Genomic DNA, 21,848 nt, shown 5'->3' on the forward strand with positions numbered 1-21,848 from the left:
GGGAGCGTTATTAAAGGTGAGATTTTGCTTTATACACCTTTTTCTGCCGTTTCTAATTTCATCGTTCCATTTTTCGCAAAGTTTTCATGCCACGAGAAGGCTTTTTCAATGACATGCGGCGTATGACCTCCGCGAGATAATGCTTCATTGTAATAATCCCATAATTGTTTGCGGTACATTGGATGTGCACAGTTATCAATAATTTTTCCTACACGCTCTTTTGGTGCTAAGCCACGAAGGTCAGCATAACCATTTTCTGTGACAACAACATCCACATCGTGTTCAGTATGGTCAGTATGAGTAACATATGGGACAACACTTGAAATATCTCCGTCTTTTGCTATTGATTTCGTAACAAAAATTGCAAGACGTGCATTTCTAGCAAAATCACCAGATCCTCCAATACCATTCATCATTTTCGTTCCGGACACGTGGGTTGAGTTAACGTTTCCATAAATATCGAACTCTAACGCCGTATTGATTGAAATAGGACCGAGACGGCGAATCACTTCTGGATGGTTAGAAATTTCTTGTGGTCGCAACACTAATTTATCACGGTATTTTTCAAAGTTCCCGAAAACTTGTTTCATTTTCTCTTCCGATAATGTCACAGAGCAACAGGACGCGATATCTACTTTTCCAGCATCAATCAAATCAAACACAGCATCTTGTAGTACTTCTGAATAAACTTTTAAATCTTTAAACTCAGAATCTACCATGCCATGTAGAACTGCATTAGCAATCGATCCGATCCCTGACTGTAATGGTGCTAATTTTTCTGTCAATCTACCTGCTTCAATTTCAGCGCGTAAAAATGACAATAAGTGATCTGCCATTTGCTTTGTTTCCTCGTCAGGCGGAACAATTGTAGACGGAGAATCTTCTAGCTCTGTAAAAACAATCCCTTTAATTTTATCTGGGTCAACTTTAATGCCTTTTGTTCCGATTCGGTCCTCTACATTTCTCAAAGGAATCGGATCTCTTTCTCCTTGCTGACCTGGATCATACAGATCATGGACCCCTTCTAGTAAAGCCGTTTGAGCCGTATTAATTTCAACGATGATATTTTCTGCATGGGTAGCAAAAGCAAGGTTGTTACCAGTAGAAGTTGTCGGAATAATCATACCATCCTCATCTACAGAAACCGCTTCCAAAATCGCGTAATCAACCTTCTCGAGAACATTTGATCTTATCAACTCAGATGTGTGTGAAAGGTGATGGTCGACAAACAGATGTTCACCTTGATTTATTTTCTTTCTCATCGTTGGATCTGCTTGGAAAGGAAGTCGCTTATTAAGGATCCCAGCTTCTGCAAATAATTTATCAATATCAAAACCTAATGATGCACCTGTAAACAGGTTAACTTTAAATGATTCATTTTCTGCACGTTTTACAAGGGATAGTGGTACCGCTTTTGCGTCACCAGCACGAGTAAACCCACTTAGTCCTAGGGTCATACCGTCTTCAATCCATGATGCTGCTACCTCTGGTGTCACGACTCGTTCTTTTAACTCGTCATTTTTAAGCCTATCATAGTGATTTTGCATACTCTCAACCCCTCTTTCGTACTTTTACATATTATTCTAACGTATTAATATCGATTAAAGGGGAATTAGTTGTAAAAAAGAGAATTTTCAAACAAAACAGAAAAATAGCCCATTAAGACAAGAAAATATACATTTTCATTTAGAAACCTAGTAACTTTCGAAAGTAACTTGAATATAATTGGCTTACAGGTATTTGTACACCGTTTTTCATTTCTAGTACAAATGTAGAGTGTGTGTCTGGATAAATTTCTTTTATGTACTGAACATTGACAATAAATGAACGGTGACAACGGACAAAATAATCTCTCGGTAAAATATATTCAAATTCTTGAAGAGAGTATTTATGTACACCTGAATACTCATATGAGTATACGTATGTCTTTCGATCTTTCACTTCAACATACACCACATCTTGAAAGGGGATCGGTTTCCAGCCATCTTGTGTTTTAATGGTAATGACTGATTTTCCCTCTGTGAGAGCTGGATAAATAGCCGTCACGCAACCGCGGATTTCATTGTTCTCATAGAAGGGTACAGCCATCCCGTGATAAGGAACCCCAAACACTTCTCGGTCATTGAATTCTGACACTTTTTGTCTAGTCACTAACGCTTTATAGGAAATTGTCCCCTCTTTTATTGAGTCACCGGGCTTAATTTTCAAATTGATTCGTTTGCTAGGACGGTAATAAATGAATTCTTCTGTATTTGAAACAGCAATAGAAATTTCATCAGAAAATAGTTCCCCAATTACATTCAATAATGAAGTTACTGTCAAGTTCTCCACTGTTTGTATCCCCCTTCACCTTTTATTAAGAAACTAGGAAAAGATCCTTTTCCCCCTTTCTAACTACGGCTTAAAATTCGAATTTCTTAAGCTTGTCTCGAAATTTCGACAATTCCGCTAACCTTAGTTTAACGAAAAATCGCATACATTGTCCAAACACAAGTTCACAAAATTTAACAACGCCATTTCCATAAACAAACCCCCACTTAAACAATGTTAAGTGGGGGTTGATTGAAGCCTGATATTTAAGTGAATTATTCTTCCAAGTACTCTTCTAATGTCAAATTGTTCTCAGTTATTTCTTTCGCTGCCTCTTTACCTACATAGCGAATGTGCCATGGTTCATACTGATAGCCAGTAATATCTTCCTTTCCTTTCTGGTATCGTATAATAAACCCATACTCGGCTGCATGTTCATCTAGCCACTGACCTTCTGCAGTATCAGCAAAATCAGTATTCAATCGAAAGTTAACTTCTTGGCTTGTAACATCCATTGCCAAACCTGTTTGATGCTCACTTTCACCCGCTCGTGCACTATATTCATTTGCTTGCTCTAGGCCGTCTTGGTCAACGTTCGATGCAAAAATCGCTTCTTGACGCTCAGCAGAACGGAACCCCGATTGAGCAAATAATTCTAGTCCTTCACTTTGTGATGACTCAAAAAGTGACTCTAGTGCATCTGCTGCTTCCGCTCTCATTAACCGTTGGGGCAAATCTTCTTCGAAAGGAAACGGCACATCTGGCTCCACTAAGTCAGCCGGTGTATACCCTGCAGGTAAATAATTTTCTTTATTAACAAGCACTAAGATATCATCAGGATCTTCGACAGGTTTACCTTGTGGCGGATAATCATTTCCAAAACCTGGTAATTCTATTTCGCTATACCCTTCTGTATCTATTACTTCACCTGATACGACATAATCATTCAACAATTCACCAGTATCTGGGCCATACACGCCATCATTATCAAGCTCTTCATGAAGCTCTTGAAAATGAATAATCGCTTGTGACGTTTCGGTAATTGCCGTCCCCTCATCTGGAAAGTCATAACCAATCAATTGAAGCGCTTCTTGAATCGTCTCTACATCCTCCCCTTGAGAATCGATATTTACGACTTCATCTGGTAAGGATATGTCATGTTTCCGATCTGTATCATCACTTTTTTCTTCATCACCATTTATCGGTGCAGAGGCTTCTTGATCTTCCTCTTCATCCACTTTCTCTTCTTCAGAATCGCTCTCCCCTGACAGATCTTGTTGCTCGTTTTCTTCTACGTCCGATAAATCATTAGAACAAGCACTCAAAATTGTAAATAAAGAAATCATTAAAACAAACAAACTTTTCATACGATGGATTACTCCTTACTTATGTTGTTATTCCCTTTTATTTGACGTTATACCAAATTAACTGCTCTTATGCTCTTAAACTTACATTATTCATTTCATGATACTTAAATAGCCTAACATGAACACATAAAAATTTCATCATTGATCATTGTATTAAAAAAAAAACGATATAAAAAGATGATTTGTCCTTTTACATACCACAAAAAATCCTCATAAAAAGAGGATACTTTTAGTAGTATCCTCTCTTCGCAAAACTTATCTACTGCTAGTCATTTTAATGTTGTTCAGCAAGTTCTCTTCAAATTGCAACGCAATTAGTCGGATAAGTTTATTGAATTTCTAATGCTTCTTCTTTTTTATCCACGAGTGACTCAATATCAAACGCCTTTTCAAATCCATCTCCTACAGCTCCACCTAAGAAATACGAATCAGCTGCATCGCCGATAACAAAAACATTATCTAACATCTTTCTTAAAGGTTCTTCTAATGGATTATAAGGCTTGACACCCATAGCAATGATCACATCATCAATTTCGAATTCCGCTTTTTCCCCTGTTGTTCGATCTTCTGTCTGAACCGCATTCGGGTGAATTTCACTTACTTTTTGATTTGTGACAATGTTTGCATTCATATTTTTCAAACGGTTCAACAGTCTTAATCTTGTAGAGTCATCAATTCGGCGGCTTGATTTCGTCGGTAATTCGATCAAAGTTACATCATTACCTTCTTCTTTCAAATGACGGACGACACTGTGACAAATCAACCCACTACCTAAGACGGCAACATGTTTGTTATCGAACGTTTTTTGCCCCGTTTTATAATCCATATAGTGACAAACATTCGGAAGCTGAGTTCCTTCGATATTTGGAATATTTATTTCACCACCTGTAGCTAAAATAACAGCGTAAGGCTGGAAAGATTCAATCATATCAGTGGAAGCTTCTGTATTTAAACGTACATCAACTTGAAGACGCTCCATTTCATTGCTCAAGTAAGCAATAAACCAATCGGTTTTCTGTTTATGGACAGGGTCAGAAACAAGATTCAACTGCCCGCCTAGTTTATCGTCTTTTTCAAATAACGTCACATCATAGCCTTTTAATGATAGCACTCTGGCTGCTTCCATCCCACCAGGGCCACCACCAACGATGACAACGTGCCGTTTTTCTTCAATAGGAGTTATTTCTTGAAACTCTCGTTCTCGACCTGCTCTTACGTTAATTGAGCAACTAACGTGAGGATTTGACGACTTTGTACAATGTAAACAAGAAATACATTTTCTTATTTCTTCATCTCTGCCTTCCATTGCTTTGCGCGTCCATTCTGGGTCTGCGATATGAGAACGCCCCATTGCAACAAAATCTGCTTTTCCATCAGCTAATATCGAGTTGACAAATTGTGGCTCTCTGATCGAACCGACGGCAATCACTGGAATATTCACTTCTTTTTTGATTTCTTCTGCAAGGTAAACTCTCCACCCTTGTTCGAATAGCGGTGACTCGACGACTTTATCAATGGAATTATAGTTACCTGCACTAGCGTGAAGGGCATCGACCCCTATTTCTTCTAAATAGCGGCTTACCTTTTTGCTTAAAGAAACATCCATTCCACCTTCTTCAAACTCATCAACACTGAGCCGCACCATTACAGGAAAATCATTTCCGCATTGTTCCTTTATGCCCATGACAATGTCTTTTAAAAATCTCATTCTGTTTTCAAAGCTTCCGCCATATTCATCTGTCCGTTGGTTTGTATGTGGGCTTAAAAATTGGTTAATCAAGTAGCCGTGCGCTCCATGAAGTTCTACGCCATCAATCCCTGCTCTTTTACACCTTACTGCACCGATAATAAATTTATTCACAAGGTCCTTAACTTCTTCTGTTGTTAATTCTCTTGGCACCTCACCGACTGCTTCACAAGTGATAGGACTTGGCGCGACAATTTGCTTACCACCTGTCAGCATTGAATACGATTCTCTTCCTGCATGATGAAGCTGTACAAAAATTTTGCCATCATGTTTATGGACAGCCTTGGCTAAACGACTAAAACCTGATACAAAACGATCATCATCAATCCTTAACTGGTTGACGGTTGCCTTTCCTAATTCAGCTTCTATTGCCGTGACTTCAATAGTGATTAATCCCGTACCACCTTTAGCCCTTTCTTCATAATAAGCGATTTGCTGGTCAGTGACTTCGCCTTCAGAAGAAGCCAAATTTGTTCCCATTGCTGGCATCACAACTCTATTCTTTATCGTAACTTCACCTATTTTTCCATTTTCAAATATATGATGGTTACTCAAAACTTGATCCTCCCCTTAACATTCGTTATATATTTCACAAAAATACGTAAAAACTTCTAGTGCCATTATAAATCATTAAACTAGAAGTTTTGTGATATAAAAATGACAATTCTTTCGTTTTAGGAATAAGCCGTTTCCACCAAGGCGCTTATGTCATAGGAATGTAGAATACAGCTCACTAGATGTCTACTGAAATATTATGAGGTTATTCAGCAATTCACCTTTAGAAAATGTAGCATGGCTTTAGACAAAAGGAAAGATGGAGGGTCAAAATGTTACGAGTAAATCAGTTAATTTTGGAACAACAAAAGTGACATGTTATCGATAAACCATTAACATGCCACTTTTTAAAGATTAATTTAAGAATAACTCCTAATATCCTTTCTCACGTCCCACAATAGGTCCGATAAGGAACACCTGTATTTTCTGGCAATGTGCAATATTCCTCTTGTTCAGGCGAGTATGCATAAGGGTTAGAGAGAACATCCAACAGATGCTCCATCACGCTATAGTCCTCTTCTTCTACAGCTGCTTGTAATGCTTCTTCTACACGGTGATTACGTGGAATGACTGCTGGGTTGTTATTACGCATTAATTCGTGCGCGTCTTCTTTAGATTGCTCTTGTTCATTTAACCTTTTCTGCCACTCGTCATACCATTCATCAAAACCTTCTTTGCCATATAAGTCCGTTTCCGAAGGGTTCTCCATCGTTAATAAACGGAACGTATTCGTGTAGTCTGCATTAGATTTCTGCATCATACCGAGCAGACGGTCAATCAATGATTCGTCGTTAGCTTCTTCGTTAAATAGGCCTAGTTTTGCCCTCATGCCACTGAACCACTGTTCTTTATACAAGGGAGTGAATTTTGAAATTTCATCTTGCGCTATTTTAACTGCCTCATCTATATCTTCATGTATTAATGGCAATAACGACTCAGCAAATCGCGCGAGATTCCATCCTGCAATAGGTGGCTGATTTTCGTATGCGTAACGACCTTCCCTGTCGATCGAACTGAATACTGTTTTAGGATCATAAGTATCCATAAAAGCACAAGGTCCATAATCAATCGTTTCTCCACTGATCGTCATGTTGTCTGTGTTCATGACACCATGAATAAAGCCAACATGTTGCCATTTGGCTATCATCTTCGCCTGACGTTTGATGACTTCTTGTAGAAGGGCCAGATATGGATGTTGAGCCTTTTTGATATCAGGAAAATGTCGTTCAATTGTGTAATCTGCGAGCTCTTTTAGTTCATCAACTGTCCCCCACCTTGCCGCGTATTGAAAGGTTCCAACACGTAGGTGACTAGAGGCTGTTCGCGTGAGCACAGCACCAGGTAGATTGGTTTCACGAATGACATCCTCTCCAGTTGTGACCACAGATAGACTCCGGTTCGTTGGAATCCCTAACGCATACATGGCTTCACTCATGATATATTCACGGAGCATCGGCCCAAGCACCGCTCGCCCGTCTCCCCCACGGGAATATGGCGTTCTCCCTGAACCTTTAAGTTGAATATCGACTCTCTCACCTTCAGGGGTAATTTGCTCCCCAAGCATTAATGCTCGTCCGTCCCCTAACATCGTAAAATGTCCGAATTGATGTCCAGCATAAGCTTGAGCAATAGGATCTGAACCTTCGGGCACACTGTTTCCAGCAAGTGTCGCTAAACCCTCATCATTTTCTAGCTCTTCAATATTCAAACCTAAGGATTTGGCTAAAGGCTCATTAAAAATGACGAACTCCGGTGCGTTTACAGGGCTTGGTTCTATCTTTGAAAAAAACGTCTCCGATAAATTGGCATAACTATTGTCTAAATTCCATCCTGTTTCCTTCGTCATCCGTATCCCCTTTTCTTCTTTTGTTTTAAAGTGATAAATCATATCTGTCGTTTATTGTCTTCTTCAAGTAATTGATTATTCCCTCTGGGGATATGATGTAAACTTATGAACTCATATCAAAATGACATTTGACCTTATATGATTTAACGGATATAGACAAGCTAAGGCCTATTATTTTGTTCTCCTCCATTTGAAGAACCTCTTTTCTCTTTTTGTTCCTTACCTTGACGACGTTCTTCCTGTGATTGATTTCCTTGACCTTCCTTCTCTCTATTAGACTTATTCTCACCCTGAGATTGATTAGGTGGAAGGTCATTATCAACCTGTGGAACTGATTGATTTGTTCCCTCTTTTCCGTCATGCGATCCTGAGCTTTCGTTCTTCTCAGGATTATTTTGTTCCCTTGCTTCTTTAGATGGATGATTTGTTATGTCTTTTTCGTTGGACGGTCGAGTTCTCTCTCTATTTTCTTCTGCTCGTGTAGGTGAAGAGTTTTCTTCCATTTCCATATCCCCTTGAGACGGAACTTCATCTCTCCCCTGTTGTCCTGGGTCACTTGTTGACTCACTAGGAATATCACGTTCATTAGGCGTTGCACCTTTACCCTGATCTACCCAATCTTTTTTCATTTGTGATAACTGTTCATAGGTTTTATCTTTGATTTTATCAGGAGATGATATTACGCCTCTATCATGGAGCTCTTCGTATAATTGGTACTTATTGATTGATAAGCGAGCACCTTTTGCTTGGTCATACTGCTCCTTGCTTGCCTGTGTAACTGATATCTCTCCAGTCAATTCGCGCGCTTTTAATGAATTTTTTAATATCTCTTCAAAATCTGTGTTCACAACCTCTAGATTCGATTTTAATGAGATTACAGCTGTCGCAATTTGTACATCTTCTTGTTTTTTTATATAACCGGTTTGAATCGCCTCATCAATAAACTTCTCAGTCACCTTGCTAAAGTGACCACTAGTCGAATCAATCCCGCTTGCAATTTTCTTACCATCTTCATTTCCCCCAACTACCTCAAGGACATTGAAGTCTTCATCTAAGCTTATTTCTATATTTGGGTTCATATCGATGGCGACAATGTAAGCACTGCTTCTTTCTACCGTTAGAAAAAAACTATACACGACAAAGAAGAGAAGCAAAGCAGAAGCCACCGAGGCATATTTAAATAATTGATTAAATCTAAATCGTTTTTTTACAGTAGAGATATATTTCTGCCCTAAAACAGGGACTCCTTCTTTCTTACGAGGAACATTTTTAAACGTTCCATCTTCACACAAGAGAACAACATGTTGTTCTGTTACTTTAACGACAGTACCATTGACCGTTTCTTTGTTCATGACTTCCCCTCTTTCCCGAGGCTTTTTTCTTGAATATATTGAGAAAGGTATACCCAATGAGGATTTAACTTAAGAACAATTAAGGTTATGACATATTTCCGGTGGCGTTCAAGTGTTTTTTTACGATAACCGGTTTTCTTAGAGAATAGAGATATGGGTAATCGTTTCTTTTTCATCAATTGACCGACACATTCATTATCCTCAACAAATTGCGTGGCGATTTGAAAGAGTGATTCTCTTGTATCGCGGTGTTTTGGAGAATGTTGTTCTAATTCCTCAAACGAAACGTTAAATTGTTTTAAAACCTCGGATAACTCCAAAATTTCATCAACGAGTTCAAACGATTGTTCGTTTTGTTTATATAAGCTTATAGCAGCTTTCGATTCAAAGTTTGCAGGTTCATCATCATCATCATCTCTTTCAATTGAAAGACAATGCTCACGGGCTACTTTTCTAAAATAATCAATCAAGTCTCTTTCGATAAGAAGGTACGCATAGTTTAGAAACGTTCTCCCCCCATCAGGGTTAAACGTATCGATTGCGCGATTAAAAGCAATCAAGCCTATGCTGGCTTCTTCATCACTCCATGTTTTATAGTTTCGACACAAGTGACCGACTATATTGAGGATATAAGGTTTATAATGTTGGATAATTCTTTCACGGGCTATCTCATTCCCTTTGTTGCTTTCTTTTAGCGATGCTTCAAGATCAAATTTCATCATAAAGTCCGACACCTGCTCACCATGTTATGATCCTAGGCTAATTCATTTTTTCGTTAGAGTAAAGGCGCCAATATAAGGATAAATCCTCCCGAAATACGGGAGGATTTATTTTATACTTATTGTCTTCCTGCGTTTTGAGGGGCTCCATTTTTCTCTTGGTTTCCTCTACCTTCACTTCTGTTTCCAGGTTCGATTTGTTCCACTTCTTCTTGCTCCCTTACTTCATTTGATTCTTCTGCTCGCTGTCTTTCTCTATTTGACCTTTCTTCTGCTCGTTCTCTTTCTCTATTTGATCTTTCTTCCGCTCGTTCTCTTTCTCTATTTGATCTTTCTTCTGCTCGCTGTCTTTCTCTATTTGACCTTTCTTCTGCTCGTTCTCTTTCTCTATTTGATCTTTCTTCTGCTCGTTCTTCTTCTCTATTTGATCTTTCTTCTGCTCGTTCTTCTTCTCTATTTGATCTTTCTTCCGCTCGTTCTCTTTCTCTATTTGATCTTTCTTCTGCTCGTTCTTTTTCTCTATTTGGCCTTTCTTCTGCTCGTTCTCTTGCTTCTAGGCGACGCTCCATTGCATTTGCTTTATTTTCTATTGCCTTAGAAACCCCCGCCTTTGCTTGTTCTGGTAGATCTTCACGTTCTAATAAAGCAAGAAGGTTTTCGCTTCGCTTCTCTGTTTTTTCAGAAATCGTCGTCTCAACTTCAGAAATGTCATCGCCCGTCTCTTTTGCTTCTTCAAGGTTTCTTTCGACTTCTTCGATATGTTCGTTATAGTCATCTACTAATTTTTCAGTTGTTTCTTCATCACCGTTTTCTAGAGATTCATCAACCTCTACCAAACGCTTTTCTGCATATTCATCTTGAATTAACGCCTTTTCTCCAGATTCATTTGTGTATTCGTATTCCGTGTCTTCAATTAAACGGACTGTCTCATAAAGGTCAGACTCGACGCTTACATAATCTTGCTTATCTTCTTCAGCACTTACAGTTCCTGCTATTAACACTGTACTAAAAATGATGCCTGTTATAATTTTTTTCATTAGTTTTCGCCTCTCTTTTTTGAAATATAATTGTTGACGTTTTTAAAATAAGTCAATGTTTCCTTTGAATGTTTCTATTTTTTCTTGGTTTATTTCCCAATCACTTTCAGGAGTCATAAACGAGATGATCCCTGTATAGTCTCCTTCTTGTTTCAGATAAATATCTGTCCGAATCGTTTCTTTACGTTCATTTTTAAAAGCTAAGAAATCTTCTTTTTCTTCTTCAATACTGACATTGCCTGCGCCAACTTGTAATTCCTGTTTGATTTCATCAAAGGACTTCTCATTCGGTATGATAGTAACAATCGCTTTCAAGAGATCCTTTTCAAACGTGACGTTAAACGATTCACCTGTCACTTCTTTATCCAACATCCAGTCAGAGGTTTCGTAGACCTTTATATCCCATTCTGTATTTTCATATAGGATTTCTTGCGTCGCTAACTCTTGTTCACTACTCTTCGTTTCATTTTCTGCATGCTCACTTTTCGTTACATCATCTTGAGAACAGCCGTATAAGCCAACAAAAGTAAGTATCAACAAAACCATAAGCAACGACTTGAACCGCATATCCTTACACCTCACTTACCAATTACAAAATAAGTAAATTCATAGATTAAGTAACGAACTAACATCAGTAACCTTTTCTAACCATTAGCGCAACTTTGTCCCCTCTTTCAATCTGCTATGGATTTTTCACTTCACCCATCTATACGAAAACAAATCGAATTTTGAGGGGGGTTTTTAAAAATCATAAATATTTTAAAGAAACATTTTAGTAGAACAACAGAAAATGAATGAAAATAATCAAAACATCAAAAAAGGAGTGAATAGTTTTAGAAAGACGAAAGCCTTCCTGCATACGATTCACTCCACATGAACAGGATTTTCAATACTTTCCCAAATGTAAAGTGTTGCATAGGTTCGATACGGTGCCCAAGCTTTGCCACGCTCTTCGATCCATTCCATTTTCGGTTTTTCATCGAATTCGAAGAAGTGCTTAAGTCCGTTTTGAACACCGATATCTTGAACGGGCAAATGATCAAGACGGCCTAGCGCAAACATAAGAAAATTCTCTGCCGTCCAACGCCCAATTCCACGTACTTTCTTTAACGTCTCCATAACCGTTTCATCATCTTCCTCAGTTAACTTTTCAAGATCTAATTGTCCATCAACAATTTTTCTTGATGTGTCGATGACATATTCTGCTTTACGATGACTAAATTGTAATTCTGTCAACGCACTGTATGGAAGTTCACTGACAACCTCAGGCTTTGGATAAAACCATACACCCTCTACATGATCTCCAAAGGTTTTCACAAACCGCTCTGTCAACCGGTAAGCAAACGTCATATTTAATTGTTGATGAATAATCGCCTTCATAAGACTACCATAACGTTGAAAATCAAGGATGAGCGGAGTGCCTCGAAATGCAGAAAAGAGGGAAGCAATGTCTTTTTCCGAAAAATGATCATTCATTTTTCGAAAAGGAATGTTCCAGTGGAATACTTCCTCTATTCGCCGGAGAAGTTTTTGTTCATCGACCATTGAAGTATTAGCTTGTATATGAAACTTCGGGTTCTCTATCGTTCCTAATGCTGTTACATTGGCCACCACAGGGGTATTTTCAATAAATAAGGGAACTTTAATGGATCGATTGTTAATATCTACATTTTGTATCGGATCGATCGTAAGTCTTTTTAGCCCTTGATCAAAATCATAAGGCCCTTTGATTTCCTTTACGATATCCATGAAAATTCGCCTCACTTCACTCATATATTCAGACGCATTATAACATGAGACGAACATTTCCTAAACTTGCCACGCCTTTTCAAAAAAAAGTTTGTTAGAATAATGATGAGCTTAATAAGAGGGAGAGATTTATGTTGTCTATTGCAACCGATATTGCTTCATTACAAATTATGGCTGATGTTTACAAGAAAAAACAATTCCAAGAAATCGCCGAGACTTCTGTTAACAGCCTCGTTAATCAAGTACCACATATTGATTGGGCAGGAATTTTTCTTTTCGACCAAGATCAATCTGCAGAATGTATTGCATCTTCAGACGAGGAGAACAACCTCGAATGGACATCAAATGCTGAATTGAAATTTACAATTGAAGACGGAACTGAAAACGAAATCGGTGTATTAGTTGTTCGCAGTCGTGAAGCGATTGCCTTTGACGTGACCGACTTCAAAACACTAGAGACAATTGCGAAAAGTTTAGGTGAAATTTCACTTAATAACTAAAAATACTTACCTAATACATGAAAGGTCTGATCTTAAGTCACCTCTTTTCGTTGACATAAAGTGGCTTCGACCTGATCAGACCTTATAGTAATTACCTTCTTTCCTCGTTAGTGACGGGGATTTTTTGTTTTTGTAAAGATAACTCATCTAACGTTTTAAACGTATAGCCTTCATCGTGTAAATCATCGATGACTTTAGGTAATGCCTCTGCATTATCTGTAGATACAGAGTGAAGTAAAAGAACGGCACCTGGATGAACCCGTTTCATAATGGAATCATAAGCATGTTTCCAACCTTTTTGGCGATCTACGAACCAATCGACATAAGCAAACGACCAAAATACATTTGTATACCCCATTTCTTGTGTTAATGCTAAAGTTCTCTCACTAAACGTCCCTTGAGGCGGACGTAAGTAATTCATTTCTTCAATTCCTGTTACTTCCTCAAACAGTTTTCGAAGAGATTCCAATTCCCGCTCAATTCTTTCATCACTGACGTTGACAAGGTTAGGGTGATGATATGAATGGTTTCCTACAATGTGCCCCTCATCAACCATACGATGTATTAATTCTTGCTCTTCAGCCAAAAAATGACCTGTTACAAAAAAAGCAGCAGGCACTTCTTTTTCCTTTAATACGTCTAACACATCGGCTGTAACTCCATTTTCATAACCATTATCAAATGTTAAATAAAGCTCCTTTTCATCTGTATTCCCGATATAAAAACCACCATAATCATGAAGTAACGCTTCATAGTGAGGCTCTGTCGTTGCTGGTTCATTGTTCTTCGAAGGCTTGAAGTTCCAACGATGAAGTTCATTACTGTATTCACCATGGGCAACGCTGGAATGAAAGAACATCAATATGAATACGAAACTACATAGAAAGGCGAATACTTTCCTACTCATACCTTTATCGACCCCTTTATTTAAACGGTAATGTTATTGTTTCCTTTTACATATCGTCCATTCATCTTCGAGGTCATTTTTTCAGTCAGGTAGCGGTTTGAGTTTCTTTTCTCCACCGTCTAACTAAAGAGGGGCTTTTTACTTTCAAGGTCCAATGGCGATTTCGGCTGTAATCGTTGTTGAATATGTCCCAGCATAGATGTTCTTTGGTTCTAGCGTTAGGTTCAACGCATCATGCGGAAATGAAACAAGATAAGAACCAACTCCTCTGCCGTGATTAGCACTAGCAACTTTGAGGCCTCTAGACGTATCAATTTCCCCACCGCTAACAGACACCCCTTCTATAGAAGCGTCTGAACTTTGGTTAGATAAGTTTGGTTTCTGTATCTTCAATGAACCTTGAGGCAACTGATGTCCATTTTCATTTGTTAGTGGAGGAGCTTTGATCATGACACTCCAGCCATCTTCAATCGATGGGTTTTCGATAGGAATGGCGTTGATATTTGCTTTTATATGTTGAACTTCTCCATTTAAAACGATGCTATTGAATTCACCGATTTCCAATTTCCCCATATAAAACGGATGATTTTCTTCTACTTCCTCTGGCAGTGAAAAATCTTCATCCTGATGACCTGGGGGTAACACACCTTCGTCCTCATGTCCCGGGGGTAATTCATCTTCACCTTCATCTTCATCTTCATGACCTGGAGGTAGTACACCCTCATCGTGATGACCTGGCGGTAACACTTCATCACTTTCATGACTTGGGGTCGTTTCCTCATTCAAATGTTCTTGAGAATCGGATTCATTAAGTTGCTCACTGTCGTCACCATCGTCTATATCATCGGTTACTGTATCCCAAATATCTTCTAGTAAGCTATTCGCCTCAACATGCTCTGTAGATTGATCTTCTCCGTATTCTTCAGCAAAAGTGGTGCTCGGTGAAAGTGTTGATCCCAAAATATTCGCAATGAGCAAAGAACCCATCATCACTTTAATCGTATTTCCTCTTAGGTGTGGGAGGTGTTTGCGTACATAATGATAAGCTTTTTCTTGAATAACGTTGGGCATCCCCTCTCGGTCATCCAAGTATTCATGAGCAAATTCAGTTTGAAATGAGGAAGGATCGATATATAGAATAACGAGTTTCTCCCCACTATTTGTCCGAATAACTTCATGGTTATAAAAGTCCATCGTATCCCCCCATTTCTCAAACTGCTAATTTGTCCTAATATCCTACAGTCATCATTTATCATTCGCAAAAAATATTTATTTTACTTTCCCAAAGTTCAAATTCTCTTTGACACAAAAAAGGCTGGAAGGTTCATTCCCTTCACAGCCTCCAATTTTTAATTATGAAAACACACGCTCTTCAAATTGTGATAATTGTTCTTTGGACGTTTGATCAACTTGCTTGTGCAAACTGTTTCCATGTGCATCCATTGTGACAATCGCTGCAAAACCATTCACTTTCAAATGCCACATCGCTTCTGGAATACCAAACTCCATCAAGTCGACGCCTTCGACACCTTCGATACAATCCGCATAATATTGTGCAGCACCACCGATTGCGTTCAAATATACACCACCGTGTTCTTGCAAGGCTTGTAACGTTTTCTCACCCATGCCACCTTTTCCAATGACAGCACGAATACCAAACTTCTTCATAATATCGCCTTGGAACGGTTCTTCACGAATACTCGTCGTCGGACCAGCTGCTTTAACTTGCCAATTTCCATCGCCATCTTTTAACATGACAGGTCCGCAGTGATATATGATTTGACCATCCAGGTCAATCGGCGCATCATTTTCCATTAAGTGATGATGGATCGCGTCACGTCCTGTATGAATCATACCATTAATGATGACAACATCACCGACTTTTAAAGAACGGATTTGCTCTTCTGTTACAGGTGCTTCAAGTACAACTTCACGACGCTCTTCCTCTTCTTCCTGTTTCTTTTCGCTTGTTGCGGCAACTTCAGAATCAGTAAATCGAATTTTTTCACCGTCTTGATATAACCAATTCGTCACTTCTCCGCTTTCAGGGTTGATCTCAACACCTAAACGACGGAACGCCCAGCAATTATAAGCCACCGATACAAAGAAGCTCGCTGGAATACGGTTCATTGCACCAATTTTACAACCGAGTAATGTCGCTTCACCGCCAAAGCCCATCGTTCCGATTCCTAATGTATTTGCTTTATCCATAATGTAATCTTCTAACTCAGCAAGCTTCTCGTTGTCATTTTGATCGTCTGAATGACGAAAAAGTTGATCTTTTGCAAGCTGATAGCTTGAAATTCGGTCACCGCCGATTCCAACACCGATGAAGCCTGCGCTACACCCTTGTCCCTGTGCTTGATAAACAGAATGAAGGATACACTTTCTAATTCCATCTAAATCACGACCGGCTCTTCCTAAACCATCAAGCTCTGTCGGCAAACTGTACTGGATGTTTTTATTTTCACATCCTCCACCTTTAATGATTAAGCGGACATCGATATAATCTTCTTCCCATTGGTGAAAGTGGATGATTGGTGTTCCAGGCCCGATGTTATCACCACTGTTTTCACCTGTTAGTGAGTCAACGGAATTTGGACGTAACTTCCCATCTTTTGTCGCCTGACGAATCGCTTCTTCAATATCTTTTTCTAACTCAAGCTGATTCGTACCTACCGGGACTTTCACTTCAAACGTTAATAGCCCTGTATCCTGACAGATCGGTAATACGTGTTCATCAGCCATATCGATATTTTGAGTAATCGTCGACAACGACAGGGCTGCTCTTGTCCCTTCGTTTTCTGCATGTTTTGCTTTCTTGATCGCTCTGCGCACATCATGGGGTAAATTCGTCGACGTTTCAACGATGAGATCGTACATACTTTGTTTAAATGCGTCCATGGTCAACAACCCCTTCCAAAAAATTCAGATCACGTTTCTATTATACAACGAATGGAAGCGCTTTTGTTCAAAAAATTTCGACCTTTCAGATTAAAAAAGAAAGACCGCAAAGATTGTTCTCTCACTTTGCGGCCTTACAACTCTTGTTAAGTATGGAATGTTTAATACACAACCGTAGAAGATGTAAGGTTCGTCCCTCTCTCTAAATGATCGGTACGGTTAACGAAATGTACAGACGTAAAACCTTCATCATTCATTTCGACCTTTGATATTCCTGTATTTCCAATAATGAAAGGTCGCTTTAACTGATGCCACTGCTCGCCTGCAATCAGATAAAGTAGAAAAATACTAATAAATCCACCGTGCGAAACGAGTGCTACTGTATCGTCTTTATGTTGTTTGAGAAGAGCATTTAAAACGTTTTGACAACGAAACGTAATATCTTCAATTGATTCCGTTCCATCAATGCCCGAGGTTAGTAAAGACCGTACGTGCAAGTCTGGATATTCATCGAGCATTTCTGCTCTCGTTTTCCCTTCTAGAGGGCCTAACCCCACTTCACGAATTAATTCCCATGCAGATAAACTTGCTTGTTGCTCGTTTTCAACTTCTCGTGCCGTGTGATAAGCCCTCATTAAGTCACTTGCATATATCGCGTCTAAGGAAACGTCCTTCATTGCATCAGCAACGAGAGACGCTTGCTGTTCACCTAACTCCGTAAGCGGAAAATCTTGATGGCCTTGAATGACACCTTTCACATTGGCCTCAGACTGACCGTGGCGAATAAGGTAAACGAGCATCGACTACGCCTCCCCTTGCTGTTGACGCAACTGTTGACACTTTTTCTCCAAATCATCAAGCATATCAATCAAACGATCAATATCCTCAACCCCTGCTTTTTCAGGGTCCATTTCTTCTAATGTACTCATTAATTGATCCATTCTTTGATATAAAACATCCATTTTGGCTTTTCGACCATCTGTAGGTCCTCTCATGGGTGCTCCCCTTTCTCATTTGTGATACGATCATTATTGTACCAAATCTATTTCAATCATCACAATTGTAAATACAGTTGATAAACAGAATACCCCTTATAGAGGAGTGGTTTTTTTGCTTACCCAAGAACCAATGCATCCTAGTAATGACCCGTGGGAAGCGTACAACGACGTAACCAAGTTTGGTGAGAATAGACTCACAAATGTAGAATTTACAACGACAACACTTTGTAATATGCGCTGTGAACACTGCGCCGTCGGTTATACATTACAAACAGAAGATCCAGAAGCGCTCCCGATCGAATTATTACTGCAACGCTTAGACGAAGTCGAACATTTACGCGCCCTTAGTATCACGGGTGGAGAACCGATGCTTTCTAAAACATCAGTGAACGAATACGTGCTTCCATTATTAAAATACGCAGCTGAACGTGGGGTTCGGACGCAACTGAATTCAAATTTAACCCTTCCATTTAAGCGGTACGAACCGATCTTACCATATTTAGATGTATTGCACATTTCTCATAATTACGGTAGCATTGAAGACTTTCAAGAGATCGGATTTGCGCATATGGAAAACAAACCAAGCATTGAACAACGAAACAAGTTGTACCATCGCATGTTTGAAAACACGCGTCTTATGAATGATGCCGACGTGCTTGTTTCTGCGGAAACGATGTTGAACAAACGAACACTTCCGCATATTGCAGCCATTCACGAACAAGTTGTTAAAATGGGTTGCGATCGTCACGAAATTCACCCAATGTACCCTAGCGATTTTGGAAGCGCACTGGAAGTCGCTTCGCTTGAAAACATTCGAAATGGTATACACCATTTGTTAGACGAACGTGACCCTAACGTGTGGATGTTGTTCGGAACGTTGCCATTTTACCCTTGTAATGATAACGAAGAAGACTTAGGCCTGCTCAAGCGGATGTACAACGAACCTAACCTTTCGATTCGTAATGATCCGGACGGGAATGCACGGCTAAATGTCAACATCTTTAACGGTGAAATCATCGTCAGTGACTTTGCTGATGCACCTGCGCTCGGGAACGTTCAAACGACTACGTTAAACGAAGCGTATAAACGCTGGCACGAAAGCGATGCTGCAAAACATGTGTCTTGTCATTGCCCAGCTGTAGAGTGCCTCGGTCCTAACGTATTAGTGAAGCAAGCCTATTATCAGAACGTCGACTTTTTAGCACGAAGCACGAAAATAACGAAATGAACGGAAAAAAGTCAGTTGGTTTCACGCTTTAAAGTGTTGACGGGTAGGTGCTACTTCGGTAGCACCTACCCTTTCTCACATTAACGCAAGAAAGTCCTCACTTCGGTTCTTTCCCTGAATAAAAACTAAAGTTTAGATAGTCTCGGAGCGGAATCCATGCACTTGTCCCTTGTTCAGTCACATTCTTCACTTCGATCCAAGACTCATCACCTTTCATACGCAAATACACTTCTCCGAATGTGACCGTACCTTTTTCATTAACAGCTGGAACATACGCATACAAATAACCAACATTTTTTGCTGGAACATTATATGAACGTTCCTCTTTCGTTCGATTACCGATAACTGTCGAAAAACTTAATGGTAATTTCGTCTTTTCTTCAGCATCTAATCTCATCATTTTCTTTACTGTATCTGCATTTTGAATATCTGACGTTAAACCACCAGAAACCTTCTTTTGTTGTTCTTGTTGATATGATAGGTGTTTAGGTTCGTTCTTTCCTCGGTTATCGACGAAGTTTGTATTCACCTTTTTATAGTCCCAATTGATTGTCGTTTCGTCGGACTGATAAGTTAGTGGCCATTCTCCCAAGTATACTGATGCATTATAACCAACCGCCAGTTTTGACCCTCTGATTGAAGATTCATTGAACATTTTAATGAGCTCAGGGTTTTCAATCTCAACATCTGTCGTCTCTAACAACTCTGTTGCCAACTCCCCAGGCTCTAAACGTGGTAAATTTTCAGTTGGATTCGGATACGTATTTGCTTTAGAAATATCGACCGCTGAATCTGGAATTTCATAATTCGAGGATTCCCCTTCCTCATTTTCCTCTGCATTTACCGATAATGGTGCAATAAAAATGAGTAAAATGAGAACCCATATCCATCTTTTTATATTCATGCCTTTGCCTCCTATAAAAAAGTCTGTATCTGTTAGTATTTCAAAGCAAAGGGCATCTATCCAATACACTTAAAAACAAGATTTGGCATTTCGGAGAATTTATGACTTCACTTGTTTCTGTTGCAAACTGACTACCTGTATTGTTATGATCAATATATAATCATACACTTATATAATGATGTGATTATGTGAAACAAACGAAGAAAGAAGGTAAGATAACTTATGAGCTTTTTCGAAAGGTACTTATCTGTATGGGTTGCTCTATGTATTATTATTGGTGTAGCTGTCGGACAATTTTTCCCAGTTATTCCAGATACGTTGAGTCAATTCGAATATGCACAAGTATCCATCCCTGTTGCCATTTTGATTTGGTTAATGATTTATCCTATGATGGCACAAATCGATTTTTCCAGCATCGTAAATGCTGGTCGGAAACCGAAGGGGCTAATCGTCACCCTCGTCGTCAACTGGTTGATTAAGCCTTTCACAATGTTTTTCTTTGCTTGGCTTTTCTTCCGATATATTTTTTCTCCCTTTATTCCAGGAGATTTAGCGACAGAATATATCGCAGGGGCAGTATTATTAGGGGCAGCTCCATGTACAGCGATGGTTTTTGTGTGGAGTTACTTAACGAAAGGAAATGCAGGCTATACGCTCGTTCAAGTCTCCATTAATAACTTAATCTTAATCTTTGCTTACGGACCGATTGTCATGTTGTTATTAAGAATGAACAATGTCGTTGTTCCGTTTGACACAATTTTCTTATCGATTGTCTTATTCATTATTATTCCGTTAGCTGCTGGGTATATATCCCGTGTGATTCTTGTTAAACGTAAAGGTTTGCAATGGTTCGAAAATGTTTATTTAAAAGCGATCGGAAAATTCACAGTCATCGGTTTATTACTTACATTAATCATTATTTTCTCATTCCAAGGTGAAGTGATCATCGAAAATCCGTTTCACATTGTGTTAATCGCGATTCCATTGATCATCCAAACGTTATTTATCTTTATCATCGCTTATTTCTGGGCGAAAAAGTGGCGCATTGAACATAGCGTCGCCGCACCTGCAGCTATGATTGGTACGAGTAATTTCTTCGAGCTAGCTGTCGCTGCTGCGATCGCTTTATTTGGCTTACATTCAGGCGCAACGCTTGTAACCGTGGTCGGTGTTCTAGTCGAAGTCCCACTAATGCTATTTTTAGTTAGAATCGCCAATCAAACGAGACATTGGTTCCCAATCGAAAACACTTAAAGATAAAATATGACCATTAATTTAAAGGAGTTTTTACATCATGAACAAACCAATTATTTATTTCTTGTGTACAGGAAACTCATGCAGAAGCCAAATGGCAGAAGGATGGGCAAAAAAATACCTCGGTGATGAATGGGATGTGTACAGTGCGGGGATTGAAGCGCACGGTCTAAACCCTAATGCCGTCAAAGCGATGAAGGAAGTCGGGATCGATATTTCCACACAAACCTCTGACATCATAGATCCTGACATTTTAAATCAAGCTGACCTTGTTGTCACATTATGTGGAGACGCCGCTGACAAATGCCCAACAACCCCATCACACGTAAAACGAGACCACTGGGGTTTTGATGATCCAGCTAAAGCTGAAGGTACTGAGGAAGAAAAATGGGCTTTCTTCCAACGTGTTCGCAACGAAATTGCTGAGCGAATCAAACGTTTCCGCGAGACAGGAGAATAATTTACACAAGG

20 protein-coding genes are annotated in these 21,848 nt (G+C 39.3%); 4 read left to right on the forward strand and 16 right to left on the reverse strand.

The window, feature by feature from the left end:
* Window positions 1-29: 29 nt before the first annotated feature.
* The 10 genes from scpC to HNQ41_RS14020 all read right to left on the reverse strand — a co-directional run bounded on the left by scpC (window position 30) and on the right by HNQ41_RS14020 (window position 12,682).
* Entirely contained in the window at window positions 30-1,547 is a 1,518-nt protein-coding gene (scpC, locus tag HNQ41_RS13975; protein ID WP_184665056.1) for a succinyl-CoA:acetate CoA-transferase ScpC, read from the reverse strand.
* A gap of 139 nt (window positions 1,548-1,686) precedes the next feature.
* On the reverse strand, window positions 1,687-2,331 hold the full coding sequence (locus HNQ41_RS13980) for a LytTR family transcriptional regulator DNA-binding domain-containing protein (protein ID WP_184665057.1): 645 nt from the start codon (window positions 2,329-2,331) through the stop codon (window positions 1,687-1,689).
* 254 nt (window positions 2,332-2,585) lie between these two features.
* Window positions 2,586-3,677, reverse strand: a complete 1,092-nt coding sequence (locus tag HNQ41_RS13985) for a D-alanyl-D-alanine carboxypeptidase family protein (RefSeq protein ID WP_184665058.1) — start codon at window positions 3,675-3,677, stop codon at window positions 2,586-2,588.
* A 328-nt stretch (window positions 3,678-4,005) separates the two neighbouring features.
* Window positions 4,006-5,979, reverse strand: a complete 1,974-nt coding sequence (locus HNQ41_RS13990; protein WP_184665059.1) for an oxidoreductase — start codon at window positions 5,977-5,979, stop codon at window positions 4,006-4,008.
* Between the two features lie 385 nt (window positions 5,980-6,364).
* Window positions 6,365-7,825 carry a protein adenylyltransferase SelO gene (locus tag HNQ41_RS13995; RefSeq protein WP_184665060.1) on the reverse strand — a complete coding sequence of 487 codons (1,461 nt, stop codon included), beginning with the start codon at window positions 7,823-7,825 and terminating at the stop codon, window positions 6,365-6,367.
* A 161-nt stretch (window positions 7,826-7,986) separates the two neighbouring features.
* Window positions 7,987-9,177, reverse strand: coding sequence for an anti-sigma-I factor RsgI family protein (locus HNQ41_RS14000; RefSeq protein ID WP_184665061.1), 1,191 nt, complete (start codon window positions 9,175-9,177; stop codon window positions 7,987-7,989).
* On the reverse strand, window positions 9,174-9,899 hold the full coding sequence (sigI, locus tag HNQ41_RS14005) for an RNA polymerase sigma-I factor (protein ID WP_184665062.1): 726 nt from the start codon (window positions 9,897-9,899) through the stop codon (window positions 9,174-9,176). Before sigI ends, HNQ41_RS14000 begins: the two co-directional genes overlap by 4 nt.
* Window positions 9,900-10,015: 116 nt before the next feature.
* Complete coding sequence (locus HNQ41_RS14010) at window positions 10,016-10,933, reverse strand: DUF5667 domain-containing protein (protein WP_184665063.1); 918 nt, start codon at window positions 10,931-10,933, stop codon at window positions 10,016-10,018.
* 42 nt (window positions 10,934-10,975) lie between these two features.
* Window positions 10,976-11,500 (reverse strand): hypothetical protein, encoded by a 525-nt coding sequence (locus HNQ41_RS14015; protein ID WP_184665064.1) that lies wholly within the window; start codon window positions 11,498-11,500, stop codon window positions 10,976-10,978.
* Window positions 11,501-11,797: 297 nt separating this feature from the next.
* Complete coding sequence (locus HNQ41_RS14020; protein WP_184665065.1) at window positions 11,798-12,682, reverse strand: DNA-3-methyladenine glycosylase family protein; 885 nt, start codon at window positions 12,680-12,682, stop codon at window positions 11,798-11,800.
* 131 nt (window positions 12,683-12,813) lie between these two features.
* On the opposite strand from HNQ41_RS14020, the gene HNQ41_RS14025 reads away from it, so the two are divergent.
* Window positions 12,814-13,182: a GAF domain-containing protein gene (locus HNQ41_RS14025; RefSeq protein ID WP_343043373.1), complete on the forward strand. Its 369-nt coding sequence runs from the start codon at window positions 12,814-12,816 to the stop codon at window positions 13,180-13,182.
* A 91-nt stretch (window positions 13,183-13,273) separates the two neighbouring features.
* Here the strand turns inward: HNQ41_RS14025 and pdaA are convergent, their stop codons facing one another.
* The 5 genes from pdaA to HNQ41_RS14050 form a co-directional block, all read right to left on the reverse strand.
* Window positions 13,274-14,089 carry a delta-lactam-biosynthetic de-N-acetylase gene (gene pdaA, locus HNQ41_RS14030; RefSeq protein ID WP_184665067.1) on the reverse strand — a complete coding sequence of 272 codons (816 nt, stop codon included), beginning with the start codon at window positions 14,087-14,089 and terminating at the stop codon, window positions 13,274-13,276.
* Window positions 14,090-14,233: 144 nt separating this feature from the next.
* Complete coding sequence (locus HNQ41_RS14035) at window positions 14,234-15,283, reverse strand: WxL domain-containing protein (RefSeq protein ID WP_184665068.1); 1,050 nt, start codon at window positions 15,281-15,283, stop codon at window positions 14,234-14,236.
* 159 nt (window positions 15,284-15,442) lie between these two features.
* The gene (locus HNQ41_RS14040) at window positions 15,443-16,993 is read right to left on the reverse strand and encodes a fumarate hydratase (protein WP_184665069.1); all 1,551 of its coding nucleotides are present in this window, start codon (window positions 16,991-16,993) and stop codon (window positions 15,443-15,445) included.
* 161 nt (window positions 16,994-17,154) lie between these two features.
* Window positions 17,155-17,793 (reverse strand): histidine phosphatase family protein, encoded by a 639-nt coding sequence (locus HNQ41_RS14045; protein WP_184665070.1) that lies wholly within the window; start codon window positions 17,791-17,793, stop codon window positions 17,155-17,157.
* Window positions 17,794-17,796: 3 nt separating this feature from the next.
* Window positions 17,797-17,988 carry an SE1561 family protein gene (locus HNQ41_RS14050; RefSeq protein WP_184665071.1) on the reverse strand — a complete coding sequence of 64 codons (192 nt, stop codon included), beginning with the start codon at window positions 17,986-17,988 and terminating at the stop codon, window positions 17,797-17,799.
* Between the two features lie 133 nt (window positions 17,989-18,121).
* Here HNQ41_RS14050 and yfkAB point away from each other — a divergent pair, with 133 nt between their 5' ends.
* Window positions 18,122-19,219: a radical SAM/CxCxxxxC motif protein YfkAB gene (yfkAB, locus tag HNQ41_RS14055; RefSeq protein WP_184665117.1), complete on the forward strand. Its 1,098-nt coding sequence runs from the start codon at window positions 18,122-18,124 to the stop codon at window positions 19,217-19,219.
* Between the two features lie 97 nt (window positions 19,220-19,316).
* Here the strand turns inward: yfkAB and HNQ41_RS14060 are convergent, their stop codons facing one another.
* Complete coding sequence (locus HNQ41_RS14060; RefSeq protein ID WP_425506990.1) at window positions 19,317-20,117, reverse strand: YfkD family protein; 801 nt, start codon at window positions 20,115-20,117, stop codon at window positions 19,317-19,319.
* Between the two features lie 228 nt (window positions 20,118-20,345).
* Between HNQ41_RS14060 and arsB the strand changes: the two genes are divergently transcribed.
* Window positions 20,346-21,377, forward strand: coding sequence for an ACR3 family arsenite efflux transporter (arsB, locus tag HNQ41_RS14065; RefSeq protein WP_184665073.1), 1,032 nt, complete (start codon window positions 20,346-20,348; stop codon window positions 21,375-21,377).
* Between the two features lie 40 nt (window positions 21,378-21,417).
* Window positions 21,418-21,837, forward strand: a complete 420-nt coding sequence (arsC, locus tag HNQ41_RS14070) for an arsenate reductase (thioredoxin) (protein WP_184665074.1) — start codon at window positions 21,418-21,420, stop codon at window positions 21,835-21,837.
* Window positions 21,838-21,848 lie beyond the last annotated feature (11 nt).

The organism is Texcoconibacillus texcoconensis, from assembly GCF_014202575.1.
Lineage (GTDB): Bacteria > Bacillota > Bacilli > Bacillales > Salisediminibacteriaceae > Texcoconibacillus > Texcoconibacillus texcoconensis.

What these genes read in the sequence shown, in the direction of transcription:
- scpC (WP_184665056.1), bottom strand. Translation starts at nt 1,547, where the DNA reads ATGCAAAATCACTATGATAGGCTTAAAAATGACGAGTTAAAAGAACGA.
- HNQ41_RS13985 (WP_184665058.1), bottom strand. Translation starts at nt 3,677, where the DNA reads ATGAAAAGTTTGTTTGTTTTAATGATTTCTTTATTTACAATTTTGAGT.
- HNQ41_RS13995 (WP_184665060.1), bottom strand. Translation starts at nt 7,825, where the DNA reads ATGACGAAGGAAACAGGATGGAATTTAGACAATAGTTATGCCAATTTA.
- HNQ41_RS14000 (WP_184665061.1), bottom strand. Translation starts at nt 9,177, where the DNA reads ATGAACAAAGAAACGGTCAATGGTACTGTCGTTAAAGTAACAGAACAA.
- sigI (WP_184665062.1), bottom strand. Translation starts at nt 9,899, where the DNA reads ATGATGAAATTTGATCTTGAAGCATCGCTAAAAGAAAGCAACAAAGGG.
- HNQ41_RS14010 (WP_184665063.1), bottom strand. Translation starts at nt 10,933, where the DNA reads ATGAAAAAAATTATAACAGGCATCATTTTTAGTACAGTGTTAATAGCA.
- HNQ41_RS14015 (WP_184665064.1), bottom strand. Translation starts at nt 11,500, where the DNA reads ATGCGGTTCAAGTCGTTGCTTATGGTTTTGTTGATACTTACTTTTGTT.
- HNQ41_RS14020 (WP_184665065.1), bottom strand. Translation starts at nt 12,682, where the DNA reads ATGGATATCGTAAAGGAAATCAAAGGGCCTTATGATTTTGATCAAGGG.
- HNQ41_RS14025 (WP_343043373.1), top strand. Translation starts at nt 12,814, where the DNA reads ATGTTGTCTATTGCAACCGATATTGCTTCATTACAAATTATGGCTGAT.
- pdaA (WP_184665067.1), bottom strand. Translation starts at nt 14,089, where the DNA reads ATGAGTAGGAAAGTATTCGCCTTTCTATGTAGTTTCGTATTCATATTG.
- HNQ41_RS14035 (WP_184665068.1), bottom strand. Translation starts at nt 15,283, where the DNA reads ATGGACTTTTATAACCATGAAGTTATTCGGACAAATAGTGGGGAGAAA.
- HNQ41_RS14040 (WP_184665069.1), bottom strand. Translation starts at nt 16,993, where the DNA reads ATGGACGCATTTAAACAAAGTATGTACGATCTCATCGTTGAAACGTCG.
- HNQ41_RS14045 (WP_184665070.1), bottom strand. Translation starts at nt 17,793, where the DNA reads ATGCTCGTTTACCTTATTCGCCACGGTCAGTCTGAGGCCAATGTGAAA.
- HNQ41_RS14050 (WP_184665071.1), bottom strand. Translation starts at nt 17,988, where the DNA reads ATGAGAGGACCTACAGATGGTCGAAAAGCCAAAATGGATGTTTTATAT.
- yfkAB (WP_184665117.1), top strand. Translation starts at nt 18,122, where the DNA reads ATGCATCCTAGTAATGACCCGTGGGAAGCGTACAACGACGTAACCAAG.
- arsB (WP_184665073.1), top strand. Translation starts at nt 20,346, where the DNA reads ATGAGCTTTTTCGAAAGGTACTTATCTGTATGGGTTGCTCTATGTATT.
- arsC (WP_184665074.1), top strand. Translation starts at nt 21,418, where the DNA reads ATGAACAAACCAATTATTTATTTCTTGTGTACAGGAAACTCATGCAGA.